11 protein-coding genes are annotated in these 13,976 nt (G+C 50.6%); 4 read left to right on the forward strand and 7 right to left on the reverse strand.

Translation table 11 applies throughout. The annotated features are described in order from the left end of the window. The first annotated feature begins 197 nt into the window (after positions 1–197). Entirely contained in the window at positions 198–2,333 is a 2,136-nt protein-coding gene (locus AC1RVX_RS01985; protein WP_493214891.1) for a S46 family peptidase, read from the forward strand. Positions 2,334–2,432: 99 nt separating this feature from the next. Here AC1RVX_RS01985 and AC1RVX_RS01990 read toward each other — a convergent pair whose 3' ends face one another. After that, positions 2,433–5,270, reverse strand: coding sequence for an EAL domain-containing protein (locus AC1RVX_RS01990; RefSeq protein ID WP_493214892.1), 2,838 nt, complete (start codon positions 5,268–5,270; stop codon positions 2,433–2,435). Positions 5,271–5,950: 680 nt separating this feature from the next. On the opposite strand from AC1RVX_RS01990, the gene AC1RVX_RS01995 reads away from it, so the two are divergent. After that, positions 5,951–6,289: an energy transducer TonB gene (locus AC1RVX_RS01995; protein WP_493214893.1), complete on the forward strand. Its 339-nt coding sequence runs from the start codon at positions 5,951–5,953 to the stop codon at positions 6,287–6,289. A 65-nt stretch (positions 6,290–6,354) separates the two neighbouring features. On the opposite strand, the gene AC1RVX_RS02000 is transcribed toward AC1RVX_RS01995, so the two are convergent. The 3 genes from AC1RVX_RS02000 to AC1RVX_RS02010 form a co-directional block, all read right to left on the reverse strand. Further along, positions 6,355–7,203 carry an AraC family transcriptional regulator gene (locus AC1RVX_RS02000; RefSeq protein ID WP_493214894.1) on the reverse strand — a complete coding sequence of 283 codons (849 nt, stop codon included), beginning with the start codon at positions 7,201–7,203 and terminating at the stop codon, positions 6,355–6,357. Between the two features lie 87 nt (positions 7,204–7,290). Beyond that, positions 7,291–7,590 carry a hypothetical protein gene (locus AC1RVX_RS02005; RefSeq protein ID WP_493214895.1) on the reverse strand — a complete coding sequence of 100 codons (300 nt, stop codon included), beginning with the start codon at positions 7,588–7,590 and terminating at the stop codon, positions 7,291–7,293. A 2-nt stretch (positions 7,591–7,592) separates the two neighbouring features. After that, positions 7,593–8,129 carry an SRPBCC family protein gene (locus AC1RVX_RS02010; protein WP_493214896.1) on the reverse strand — a complete coding sequence of 179 codons (537 nt, stop codon included), beginning with the start codon at positions 8,127–8,129 and terminating at the stop codon, positions 7,593–7,595. Between the two features lie 205 nt (positions 8,130–8,334). On the opposite strand from AC1RVX_RS02010, the gene AC1RVX_RS02015 reads away from it, so the two are divergent. Then, positions 8,335–9,993, forward strand: coding sequence for a DUF4214 domain-containing protein (locus tag AC1RVX_RS02015; RefSeq protein ID WP_493214897.1), 1,659 nt, complete (start codon positions 8,335–8,337; stop codon positions 9,991–9,993). A 206-nt stretch (positions 9,994–10,199) separates the two neighbouring features. Beyond that, complete coding sequence (dbpA, locus tag AC1RVX_RS02020) at positions 10,200–11,585, forward strand: ATP-dependent RNA helicase DbpA (protein WP_493214898.1); 1,386 nt, start codon at positions 10,200–10,202, stop codon at positions 11,583–11,585. 17 nt (positions 11,586–11,602) lie between these two features. Here dbpA and AC1RVX_RS02025 read toward each other — a convergent pair whose 3' ends face one another. From AC1RVX_RS02025 to AC1RVX_RS02035, 3 genes are all read right to left on the reverse strand, one after another. After that, positions 11,603–12,412 carry an arylamine N-acetyltransferase family protein gene (locus AC1RVX_RS02025; RefSeq protein ID WP_493214899.1) on the reverse strand — a complete coding sequence of 270 codons (810 nt, stop codon included), beginning with the start codon at positions 12,410–12,412 and terminating at the stop codon, positions 11,603–11,605. Further along, entirely contained in the window at positions 12,402–12,917 is a 516-nt protein-coding gene (locus AC1RVX_RS02030) for a flavodoxin family protein (protein ID WP_493214900.1), read from the reverse strand. Before AC1RVX_RS02030 ends, AC1RVX_RS02025 begins: the two co-directional genes overlap by 11 nt. A 93-nt stretch (positions 12,918–13,010) precedes the next feature. Continuing rightward, the gene (locus AC1RVX_RS02035) at positions 13,011–13,955 is read right to left on the reverse strand and encodes an NAD-dependent epimerase/dehydratase family protein (protein WP_493214901.1); all 945 of its coding nucleotides are present in this window, start codon (positions 13,953–13,955) and stop codon (positions 13,011–13,013) included. Between the last annotated feature and the right edge of the window lie 21 nt (positions 13,956–13,976).

The raw sequence follows: 13,976 nt of genomic DNA on the forward strand, positions 1-13,976 counted from the left end.
TGTCCCTCTTTGTTGCAAACAGAGAATACGGCTGAAAATCTGTGTATTTCGCCTTATGTCAGTAGGGTTTACGCAAAATCGTCCCAGCAAGGAGCTGTAACACAGCTGAGGCGGTTTTGCGTAAGTCCTAATCAGCTAATTTCTGTAAATGGTGCGACTATACCGCCACCCTATGTTTTATCCCGTTGGAGACCAATTTGTTCAAAGTTATCACCCTCGTGCTAGCCGTTGCTGGCACTTTTTCATATGCCCATGCTGACGAAGGTCAATGGCAGCCGCATCAGTTGCCACAATTAAAATCCGAGCTCAAACGTATAGGCATCAACATACCAGCTGAAAAATTGGCGGATTTGAGCAAGCACCCGCTGAATACAATCGTGTCGCTGGGCGGCTGTTCTGCTTCTTTCGTCTCAAACAGCGGTCTGGCCGTGACCAATCATCACTGTGCTTACAAGGCCATACAAAGAAATTCCAGCGCTGAAAAGAATTACATCAGCGAGGGTTTCCTGGCCCGTACCAAGGCAGAGGAATTGCCTGCCGGCCCGGATGCACACATGTACATCACCGACAAGGTAGAAAACGTCACTGAGCAGGTATTGAAGGGGCTGACCGCCGACATGTCTGGCCGCGCCCGCCATGAACAGGTGGAAAACCGCATCAAGGCCCTGATTGCTGAATGCGAACAGGACAAAGCCTATCGTTGTTCCGTACCCAGCTTCCATCGTGGACTGGAGTATTACCGCATACGCCAGATGATGATACGTGATGTCAGGCTGGTGTATGCGCCATCCGACAAGATTGGCAACTTTGGCGGCGAAATCGATAATTTTGAATGGCCGCGCCATACAGGTGACTATGCCTTTTTACGCGCCTATGTAGGCAAGGATGGTCGCCCTGCTGACCCGTCAGCCGACAATATCCCTTATCAGTCAAAAGACTTCCTGGTGGTGTCAGCACAAGGTTTGAAGAATGGTGACCCCATCTTGCTGGCGGGTTACCCCGGACGCACCAGCCGTTATAAATTGCCAGCAGAAATCCGCTTTGCGCGCGACCATAGCTATCCGGCCAAGGTGGCTGAATCCAAGGCCGATATTACCGTCATCCAGGCCGCCACCGAAGGCAACAAGTCTGCCGAAGTGCGGTACGCCAGTGTGGTCAAAGGTATCAATAACGGTTTGAAAAAGACCGAAGGCTTGCTGGCAGGCTTTGCCCGCAAGGACCTGGCAACCATTAAGGATGGCCAGGACGCCGATTTCCGCGCCTGGTACAAACAACATGGCGACAACAAGAATTTACTGCCGGAACTGGATGCAGTCATCGCCAGTGACATGGCACTGTCCGAACAAGAGACCGCGTGGACCATCGTCCATACCGCTGAGATGCTGAAAAGTGCACAGACGCTGTACCGCGTCGCCATCGAAAGCGAAAAACCGGATGTTGAGCGGGATAGCGATTATCAGCAACGCGAATTGCCTTTCATCGCCGCGCGTCTGAACCGTCTCGAACAATCCTACCTACCAAATGTCGATCAGGCGCGCTTTACGGCAGCCCTGCAACGCTATAACAAATTACCGGCGCAAGCCCATCCGGCGGGGCTGGATACCTTGCTGCCTGCACCGGAAAGCGTGGTCAGCCTGTACCAGCAAAGCCAGTTGAGTAACACCGCAACACGACTGGACTGGATGAGTAAAGACCGCACTGCATTTGAAGCATCGGACGATGCTTTCATTCGCCTGGCGATCAAGCTGCACGAGACTGGCATGATGCTGGAAAACCAGCGCAAAGAGGTCGATGGCAATCTTGAACGCATCATTCCGCTATACATGCAGGCTGTCATTGCCTGGAAGAAGTCACTCGGCAAACCCGTGTATCCCGACGCTAACTCCACTTTGCGCGTCACCTACGGCACAATAGCGCCATACACACCACGCGACGGCATCAGCAAGGGACCGTTCACGACGGTGGAAGGCATACTGGAAAAGGATACCGGTAAATCGCCTTTTGATGCGCCTGTCAATCTGCTGGCCAGTATCAAGGACAAACACTATGGCATATTCAAGGATAAGGTACTGAATACGGTGCCAGTAAATTTCCTGTCCACGGCGGATACAACAGGTGGTAATTCCGGTTCTGCCGTGCTGAACAAGAATGGTGAGTTGGTGGGCTTGAATTTTGATTCAACTTACGAATCCATCACCAAGGACTGGTATTTTGACAGTGCTATCACCAGAGCCATCCATGTCGATATCCGCTATATGCTGTGGGTCATGAGCGAAGTCGATCATGCTGACAATGTATTGAAGGAAATGACGATCAAGTACCCGACGAAGTAATCATACTGCCCCAAAAAAAACGAATCATCTCAATGATTCGTTTTTTTTACGTCTGTCTGCTGCCCACGTCTCATATTACGCTGCCTGCCTTCAGCATAGTCAGGCACCTTCCCATTGCAGATCTTTACCCGCACCCCATATTGCAGGCACTATATAATTTTTTGCCCAGTCACTGACTTGCAGCGCCGGCATTGGCCGCGCCACACCATAGCCCTGGGCCAGCATGCAGCCAAGTCGCATCAGGGCGACCCCATGTTCCGGACTTTCTACCCCTTCAGCAATCACTTCGCGATTAAAAGCACGCGCCAGGCCGATGACTGCACTGATGACCGCCAGATCATCTTTGTCGTCCAACATATCGCGCACGAAACTCTGGTCAATTTTTAAGGTGTTGGCCGGCAGGCGTTTGAGGTAAGACAGGGAAGAATATCCCGTGCCGAAATCATCCAGTGCAAAGCTCACGCCCAGTTTCTGACTCGCCAGCATGACTTCGCGTACATGTTGAATGTCCTGTATGGCAGCAGATTCCAGAATTTCTATTTCCAGACGCTCAGGCGCAACATCCGGATAGTCAGCCAGAATTTTTCGCAGACGTGGCAAGAAATTCTGACTCTGGAAATGCCGGGCAGCGATGTTCACGCTGACAATCCAGGTCCGGTGTTCACGATTCCATAAGCGCAACTGTTGCATGGCCTGCTGCAAGACCCAGTCGCCGATATCAATAATCAGATCCGTATGTTCAATCAGCGGCAAAAATTCCAGCGGGCCGACGATGCCGTGTTCGGGGTGCTGCCAGCGCAGCAGCGCTTCCATACCAGTCACGTGCCCCAGTCGCATATTCACCTTGGGCTGAAAATACAGACATAACTCGCTCTGATGTAAAGCCTGCCTGACGCGCGCGCGCTGATTGTGATGCGTGCGCAATTGCTGGTCCTGCTCAGCGTCAAACAGGTGAAACTGGTTGCGTCCATTCAGTTTTGCCTGATACATGGCCTGATCAGCGCAGCGCAACAGCGTATCAGCATTGATATCATCGCGCGGATATATTGCCACACCTATGCTGGCAGACATGCTGACCGCGCGCTGCTCAATTTCGTAGGGTTGCGCCAATTCTGCCAGCAACAGCGCCAGGTTCAGTTCCACCCCGGCGACATTGGTCTGGTTGTGCAATAGCACGACAAATTCATCACCACCCAATCTGGCGACACTATTGCTCGTCCCCACGCTGATCTCCAGGCGACGCGCTACCTGTTGCAATAATTTGTCGGCAAATTCATGCCCATATTTTTCATTGATGACCTGAAAATAATCCAGATCAAGCAAACAGACGGCCAGCCAGCACTGTTGTTCACGCGCGGTATTGATCGCCAGACTAAAACGGTCTGCCAGTGCGGCCCGGTTTTCCAGGCCCGTCAATACATCGTGGCCCGCCTGCCAGGACAATTGCTGTATCAGTTGCCGACGTTCACTGACATCGCGAAACACCAGGACACAACCGGTAACGCCACCGTCTTTTTGGCGTATCGGTGCAGCGGTGTAATCGACCTCTATTTGTTTGCCGCCACGTGCGGCCAGTATCTGATTGCTGGCCTGCATAATGTCTTCACTGTTGCAGATATTGTTGACAAATTCACCCAATCCAATGCGGCTGGCAGAATCGGCCAGGAAAAATACGTCCTGCAAATGATGCCCACATGCCTCAGCCCTGCTCCAGCCACTCAATTGCTGCGCGAGCTTATTGAGCATCAGGATGTGACCATCAACATCCGTACTGATAACGGCATCACCTATAGAAGCCAATGTGGTTTCCACTTTTTCGTTTTCCGCCGCCAATGCAGCCTGTGCCTGATTACGTTCACTGATGTCAATCAGGGCACCGACACTGCCAGCGGCTTCGCCATCGACATTGGTCAGACTGGCCTGGTAAAAGATGACGTCCAGATCCTTATCGGCAACACGCAATCTGGCTTCAGTCACCTTTTTGATGGAATCGGTTGCATCCACCGCCGATGCCGTATCCGGTACAACGTCACCACTAAAAAGTACCGGCATGGGTTGACCAACAACGTCTTCTGCCATGCGCTCAAACATCTGTTCCCATGCATGGTTCACGCGCCTGCAAACACCATGTTGGTCCTGAAAGAAAATCGGAATGGGCAAGGCATTCAACAATTGCCAGGTGAAATGCAATTGCTCACTGTTTTCGCGCTGGCTATGCTGCAAGGTCTGCAGTAGCGTTTGCACTTCATTGGCCATGCTATTAAAAGTCGTGGCGAGTGCACGGGCCTCAGCCGTACCGGATACGGACATCCGCACCGCATGCTGGCCTTTCTTGAATTGCTCCGTCGCATTGGTCAGTCGGCTCACGGTTCTCGCATTTGAGCGCAGGATCAGGCCCAGCAAAAAATAAATGGTGAAAATGATACCCAGCGAAATTTTTGCCTGAGCAATGAATTTTCCCCAAATGTGTTCTTTTTCATGCTCGACCGTAGTATCTAGCCGCAATACCGCGACATCACCATTGTTCAGGCGAACTTCATGTGCAAAAGTTTCCGCAGACAACGCCAGCAAGGCACTAAACCACGCTGGTATGGCCGCCGGTTCAAGATGTTGATCTTGCCCAACGACTTCGCGCTTGCCATCGTTCCAGACAATGCGGGCGATCAAGGGGCTGGAACGCACCTCTTGTTCGAGGATGGTGTGTATGCCCTTACTATCGCCCTGAACTGACAGGGTGCTCAATACCGGGATCAGGTAATGGAAAGAATGACGCAGCTCTGCCTCTGACCTTTGGCGAGCATCCAGAATTTCAGCGTCAATCAGCATGTGGTAGCGCAAACCACTGACGGCAAATATCAAGACAAAAATGGGTACAAATAGCCGGGTATAGATTCCTTGCTGCTGCCAACGCTGTAAAAAATCTTGTAGTGTTTGCACAAATTCAACAAATTTCAGTGAAATAAAGCATTTGGGTTAACGAAGCAGGGTGAATTGGTCATGGGTATTCACTATTACACTGATGGCAATTCTAACCTGAAGATGATTAACGCTACCGTGAAAACATTGATTTCAGGCAAATATCTTTACGGCAACTGCTCGTCATACAACGCCGTGACAAAACGAAAGCTTTTTTAGCTTACGTTCAAGTTATGAATGGAGGCAGATTTCGAAATAGAGCGAATGAAAAATTATCTTTTTAGTAATTTTATCATCCCGTGTCAGGTGAAAAGAAATATGAAAAATACAGACACTCCAGGCACCTATGAAAAAAATTTGCTCAGTTGAATCATCTTGTTACAAAAAAACGAAAAATATTTTCGTGGCGATACCTGCCGTTTTTTGCACCATCATGAAAAGAAAACGCAACAATGGCGCGCTTTACAGCCCATTTTGCACAAGCAAGGAGAGTTTCAAGGAGGATAGCAACAAGACAATTGCTCTGAATTGGTGCGGCGCAGCAATTATACTTTTTGGAAATAATGCCTATACGAATTATTGATTTTTTGGCTGCATCAGCGCGACGTATAGTGCACACATCTGCTCGATTTAGTGGCAGTCAATGCCCAAAGGGCAACAGCAAATTCATCGATTGTTTTCTTTATTTTCAGGAGTTTATTATGTCCCCACACTTCCGCCTCTATGCATTGGTATCCACCCTGGCTTTTGCTTTGGTTACCGTTCCGGCATTTGCCGTGGAAACCCGCAACCCATTTTCCGAGTCCGGTTGCGAAGTGCCATCTTATGATCTGCGTGCCCTGATTGACGAACAAGAAGGTCTGGTAAAACTCAGTTACATGGTGGACAAACAAGGTGCTGTTGTCGACGCAAAAATTGTAGCCTCCAGTGGTTTTCGCAAACTCGACAAAGCATCGCTGCAGGCCTTGAGAGCATGTCGCTTCCAGACTGGTGCCACACCAGGCTGGAATGACCTGGCGTTTGCATGGACATTGAAGTAATCGTAATGTCCAGACAGCTTCCGCAAGTCCATCAACGATTTGCGGAAGTCTGGGTGTAACCCGCCCTAATTCAAGGGCAGGAATATATCAACTTCCATCTGATATTCCGGCACATCCGGATAAAAACTCAGCCGCTGCAAAAACAGCGGAAAGTCGCGCAGGCTGGCATCACTTTGTGGCAACCATTGACCGTATAAAAATCGTACACTGGCTCCCAGCAAGGCATCGGAACCGGTATGCCGTAATACGGCGCAACGACCACCCGGTATGATTTTATTGACGATGCCTGCGGCATTTTCTTCTACTGGCGCTTTCACTGCCGCTCCCAAATCAAAACGGTATTGACTGGGAATACAATTCTCCAGGTCATCATAAATCAGGTTGAATGTCGCGCTGACAGTCGGCGGCAATTTGTTTTGCTTGCGCCAGGCAATAAATTTCTGAATGCTGTTACTCAGTAGTGCAGGATCGCCGCGATGTTCAAGGACAGCGATTCTGGTTTCTGGAAAGGTGATGATTTTCACATCATCAAGCTGGTGTTGGGCTGACATATGCTGTTCTCTCATGTGATGTAGGGATAAGTAGCTGTTCTGCCAGGTGTTCCACTGTGGCTGTTTTCTGAAATGAGCAGGACTTTGTCCCAGGCTTTTCTTGAAAGCGCGTGAAAATGCTTCGCTGCTTTCATAACCACTCTCCAGAGCAATATCGATGACCTGACGATGCTCGCGAAAAGCCAGCATATGTGCTGCCTTCTTCAATCGCAGCAATTGCACATATTTAATCGCGGCTATGCCGAAGTACTCAGAAAACTGCCGGTGAAAATGAAATTTCGAAAATGCAGCAACTTCGCTCAACGACTCTACCGACAAGTCTTCGTCCAAATGCCGGTCGATGTAATCCAGTACCCTTAGCATTCTGGTTTGGTAAGCTAAATCCCTGGCATTCAATATGATTTCCCCTGACAAACGACAGCTTACGCAAGCACTGCCTGCCGGGCATGATCAGTCTTGCTCCTTTTTACGATGGCGCAATCGCTCTATCAAGGCATTTTCACAAAGTTTGAAAATCAGGTAGGCGATCATGGCTGCGCAAGAGGTCGCCAACAATTCCAGCAATTGCTGCAAGCCACCGTCAACCAATCCCATCCAGCCATTGTCCAGCAAATATTCAGCATTGGCACTGAACAAATGCACCAGGTCAAATGACAGTTTGCCGAACACTAAGAAACTGACGGTCAGCAAGGCAAAGCAGCTGACACTGTGTTCACACAACCAGATATAAAGTTTACGCTGCCTTGCCATCTTTATTTTCCCAAAGGCGAATGCTCTGCAATGGCTTTCAAACTCTGCAAGCCTTCGTCGAATTTTCCGCCGACCATTTTGTCCATGTTGAAGAACAGGCCCATCAGTTTGGACATGAAATTGCTGGGACCAAACATGGCGTGACTGATACGCGTGGTGTCGCCTTTGCTTTCGAGTTTGAACTCTATGGTGTTCTGGGCCGCGAAAGGTTTGTAAAAATTGATTTGCAGGCGCAGATAATCGTATGGCTGTGTATCCAGAATTTCCATGCGCCCCTCACCCAACTGTTTGTTACCCTGCCAGGCATATACCGCGCCCTTGCCGCTGTCACTGCCGCTATAAGTACGTTTGACGAGCGGGTCAATTTTTTCCCAAGGGGACCACGGTTCCCATTCATGAAAATCATTAATCAAGGGGAAAATCACCTCCTTGCCAGCCCTTATCTCCAGCGATCGTTCGACCCGAAAATTATCTGGCAAAGACGCGACATACAACAGGAAAACGATGAGCAAAAGCCCGACTATGGCAAGTATCATCATGAGCAGACTCCGGTTATGTAATATGAACTTGGAACGGCAACGACATTATTATCAGCTTCAGTTGTACGAAATTGGCAGAAACTTTTTTTAGAACAAAAAACTTAAATAAATTACTACAACGACCATAATAATCCATTGTTTCGCCGTTACAATAAACAACAATTTAAACTGTCTTCAGTCCGACCAATTTTTAATTTTTATTCTTATGCCTACGCCCAGTAGCAGTACCACCACCATCACGGTTCCTTTGACTGGAATTACCGATCTTGATGCTTTACTCACAGGTGTTAAATGGGGTACCACGTTACATAGCGGTATCACACTTACCTACAGTTTCCCCTGGTCTGCAGGAAACGCAACTTTTTCCGGGCGCGGTACTTCTTCCACATACTCCACTTTGGATGAACCGAACGCGGCTTCCCATTACGCGCTGACCAGTGATCAGCAGCAGGCAGCCAGACTCGCCATGCAAGCCTGGTCGAACGTGGCAAATGTGCAGTTTCAGGAAGTGGCCGACACCAGCACCAATGTAGGTGATATACGGATTGGCTGGACCTCGGCACAGGACAAGTCCAGCGATGGCGGCACGGCATGGGGATGGGCATATGATCCGTCCCCGAACTATCCGCGCGGTGGTGATATCTGGATCTCCACTGGCAGCTCCGGTGCAAAAAATCTCGACTGGTCTGTTGGCTCTTACAACTATCAGTCACTTATACATGAACTGGGTCATTCACTGGGCTTAAAACACCCTTTCGAAGACGGCGTTGTCTTGCCAGCAGCACTGGACACGCGGCAATATTCCATCATGGCCTATAACGACATCAGCAATGATCTCTTCCGCACCATCACGTATGGCAGCAATGGCAAACCCATCTTTACTTTCTTTAATATCGTGCCAGAAACCCCCATGGTTCTGGACATCGCCGCCATGCAGTTGCTGTATGGGGCGAATATGAATTACCAAACAGGTAACGATGTCTATACCTTCGACCCCAACAAAGCTTTTCTGAAAACGATATGGGATGCGGGTGGCAATGATACGATCTCAGTTTCCAATTTTACATTGGGCTGCAAAATCGATCTGACGCCGGGCAATTATTCTGACATACGCATGGTTTCTGCCCCTAATCCTGCCGGTTACACTGGGGGAACGGTACCCACTTATACCGGTGTAGGGAATCTGGGCATTGCCTTTGGTACTTATATTGAAAATGCCATCGGTGGTGCCGGCGATGACACGCTGATAGGCAATACTCTCAACAATACCTTTACCGGCAACGGTGGCAATGACACCATAGATGGCGGTGTTGGGCTTGATATTGCCATTTACAACGGTGCACATGGAAATTATTCAGTCACGGAAAGTGGCAATACTGCTTTCATCAAAGCCAAAAGCGGCACAGATGGTGCTGATAACCTGATTAACGTTGAACGCCTGCAATTCACCGATGAAAACATTGCACTGGATATCAGCGGTACTGCTGGCCAAGCTTACCGGCTGTATCAAGCCGCCTTTGACCGTAAGCCTGACCTGCTGGGCCTGGGTTACTGGATCGCTGACATGGACAAGGGTTCCAGCCTGACCACAGTGGCTGCCGGCTTCATGCAATCTGCTGAATTTCAGAAGCTGTATGGCAGCAAGCCTACCAATACCACGCTGGTCACGAACTTTTACCAGAACGTATTGCATCGCGCCCCTGATCAGTCGGGCTTCAATTACTGGCTGGATCAGCTCAATACCAACAAGATCACGGCTGCCGGTGCCCTTGCCAGTTTTTGCGAGAGTACCGAAAACCAGGCACTGGTCATCGGTGCCATACAGAATGGCATAGAATATCTGCTCTGGCACGCTACCTCTTGATAACCTTACAACGCTGTCAGTAACAACAAGGCCCGCAGTGCGGGCCTTGTTGTTATTGCCATAGATGCTTGCGTCACAAAGCTTTTCCCCCACGCTGCCTGCTTCACCTACAATGGCGACATATCCTGTGGAACTGCCATTGGCCCGTTTTTAGCCCGTAATTGGCACGCCACCACAACCACTACCCCTATTTTGAAATTATTCCCATGTCTGCTTCTACCGCTTTTAGTTCATTGTCCCTGTCCGCCCCCCTGCTCAGTAATCTGGAAAGCCTGGGATACAAGGAAATGACCCCCATACAGGCAGCCAGCCTGCCAGTCATACTGCAGCAGCAGGACTTGATTGCCCAGGCCAAAACCGGCAGCGGCAAGACAGCGGCTTTTGGTCTGGGCATATTGGCAAAGCTCAATCCCACTTATTTTGCGGTACAAGGTCTGGTGATCTGCCCGACACGCGAGCTGGCAGACCAGGTAGCAAACGAATTGCGCCGCCTGGCCAGAGCCATAGAAAACGTCAAGATCATCACTCTGTGTGGTGGTACCGCCATGCGCCCGCAAATCGCTTCGCTGGAACACGGTGCACATATCGTCGTCGGTACCCCAGGACGGCTGATAGACCATATCAGCCGTGGCACCATCAACCTGAAAACGGTCCAGACCCTGGTGCTGGATGAAGCCGACCGCATGGTGGACATGGGCTTTTATGATGATATCTATAACATTGTCGAAGCCACTTCACCGCGCCGGCAAACCCTGCTGTTTTCCGCCACCTACCCGGATAACATCCGCAAGGCCAGCGAACAGTTATTGCGTGAACCGGTAGAAATCAAGGTTGAATCGCAACATGCGGCTAATCATATCGAACAACTGTTTTATCTTGTGACGCCAGAAGAACGCAATGCCGCCGTCGCACAACTGCTCCATCACTATCAACCGGCATCCACCATCGCTTTTTGCAACACCAAAATCCATTGCCGTGAGCTGACGGAAGAATTACATGCCCAGGGTATCAGCGCGCTGGCCCTGCATGGCGACCTGGAACAGCGCGACCGGGATGAAGTGCTGATCCGCTTTGCCAACCAGAGTTGTTCGGTACTGGTAGCCACCGACGTTGCCGCCCGTGGCCTGGATATACAAACCCTGGGGGCTGTCATCAACGTCGATGTTTCCAAAGATACCGAAGTGCATATCCACCGCATAGGCCGCACTGGCCGCGCTGGTGAAAAAGGTCTGGCACTGAGTCTGGCGACGCCGGGTGAAAAGAAATGGGTGAAGCTGATCGAAGAATACCAGGGTGAAGCCGTCACCTGGGCCGACATTCATGAACTGCAGAATCAGGATGCACAGCACCTGCAAGCACCGATGATGACGGTCTGCATCATGGGGGGTAAAAAAGACAAACTGCGTCCCGGTGATTTGCTGGGTGCCCTGACAGCGGACCTGGGCTTGAAGAAAGAACAGGTAGGCAAAATCAACGTATCTGAATTTATCACCTATGTCGCACTGGACCGCCATGTCGCCGTCAAGACCGTAGACCGTCTGAGCCGCACGAATATCAAGGGCAGGCAATTCAAGATGCGCATCATCGACTGATTGCTTTAGAACTCATTTCAGACAGGGTGGCGCGCCATCAATTTTTTTATATCAGCATCAGCTGCCAAACGGATGCCGAAATGTTGCTGTAACAGAGCGCAGTATTCATCCTCATCACGAATGCTGTGCACATGCCTGACGCCACGCTCGGTGCTGATGCATTTGTTGTTGGAAATGCTGACGCGTCCTTCCGGGGTGGCAATTGAACAGATGGTTTTTTGCGTGAAGTGCGATAGCGGTGAAGTCTGTTGATACAGGCACATGGCCTCAAAATCACCGATCTCGAAAGCCTGTAAAGAAAAGCAAAATTGTGGCTGCATGCTCTTGTCATCCTTGCCCTGCATCAGTCTGAAGCAAGTTGTGCCAGGATCAGGCTGTACCTGATAATGCATGCCCAGTTCAATGATGGGCTGTCCATTCATATTCAGCGGTGCACGGAAACTGTCACCAAAACCGACATCAGCGATCCAGCTTTGTCCATCCACATGTACCTGTATCAACATGTGATCAAAATCCGGCCCATAGTCTTTGCCATTGAATACGCGTGCAGAAATCAGGCTGGTCTGGAAACCGAAAGATTGTAGCAACAAGCTAAATGCCTGGTTCAGTTCATAGCAAAAACCACCGCGCAGCTGTTGCAACAATTTATCCAGCAATGCTGGTGTGGATAAATCCAGCTTGCGACCCAGGCTGATATCCAGGTTTTCAAATGGAATGTGTTGCAAGTGAGCGACATGCAAAGCAGTCAGCACATCCAGGGTTGCTGCACGCGGCCCGGCATAGGCGATTCTGGTCAGGTAAGCCTGTATCTGTGCTTCATCCAGCATGCATCCTCCGGCAAAATTGATCGATAGCTTTTGTATGCTGCTCGGGAATAAAATCCTCATCACAAGCGGCGTACAGCATGCCTTCATACTGCAAGCCCAGATAGGCAAAACTGAGTTTGAACATCTGTTCGAAACAGTCTGCCGGGATGGCATCCGAACCAGTGGCGAGGACCGCAGCCCGCTTGCTGCGCAACTGACGGCCCAGCGGCTTGTCAATTTTCAGCAGGTCAGACAATCTGTCCATAAAAATTTTCATGCTGCCACTGGGGGCATACCAATACACAGGGCTGGCCAGGATGATGCGTTCATAGCTCAGGACTTCACGGATCAGGCCAGGGAAATCATCATCCTGATTATGAAAAGCGTAATCAAAAGGCTTGATCTGATAGCGATTGAGATCCAGCAAGCTGGCCTGCATTTTATCGGCCAGCACTTGCGCCAGATGGAAAGTGTTGCCCGGGTTGCGCGAGCTGCCAAGCAGGATGACGGTACGTGGTTCTGACATCGGAATATTCTGAAGCCAAGGAAGCCCTGAATATACCCCGATGTCCAGTTTCTTGCAGGAAGCGGTATTGATTGCTATCCGCCTCAGGCTTATCTACCGATTTTTCACATACGGGCGTAAGGCATCCTGCAAGCTGCTGCCGGTCAGCTTGCCCAGTAATTTTTCCAGCTTGTCGCCACTCAACTGATGTGGCCGCTGCCACAGATAACGCATTTTAATGACTGCCTTCAACAGAGGTGAAAACAGGGCAATGCAGCTCATCAGCCACCAGGGCATTGCTTTGGCCTTGAGCTTGCGTCCACTGAGTTGTTCCAGCGCTGCATGCACATCCTTGCCGGTGGCGGTAATGCCGGGGTAATGCATGATGTCGAATGCGGGCAGTACATCCCGCTGCTCAGCCAGTCGCACAAACACGCTGGCCAGATCCGGCAGATACGCCCAGGCATGCGGCAGGTCATCCGGCCCCATATGGGTGACCACACCTTTATCCAGCGACTTGGTGATTGCCATATCCAGCCAAGTGCCACTGCCACCGATAAAATCACCGGCACGCACGATCACACAGCGCAAACCCTTGCGGCTGGCATCGGCCATGCTCTGTTCCATGGCAATTCTTTGTGCCGCCTTGGGGGTATTGGCGATAAAAGGTGTATCTTCATTGAGCACGGCTGGCAATTCTTCACCAAAGTTATACACATTACCTGGCACCATCAGCAATGCCCCAGCCGCTGTGGCAATGTGTATCACGGCATCCGTCGCTGGTGGCAGCAAGGTATCCCAGCGCGCATAGTCGGGATTGACGGCGTTGATCACCACATCCACTTCAGGCACCGCAGCCAGGATACGTGCGGTATCCAGAGCATCACATTGCAGGTATTCAACACCCTTTGCCGCCGGGTCTGCCATTGGCGAACGTGCCTGCGCAATCACCCTCCAGCCAGCGGCTGCAAAAGCCTGTACCGCTGCCTGGCCAAAACGGCCACGGGCACCCATGACCAATACGGATGGGCGTTGCGACAAAGTGGATGGCGTATTCATGTTCATGTCCCTGGGAAATAT

This window comes from Undibacterium sp. GW821-FHT11B02, from assembly GCF_058808955.1.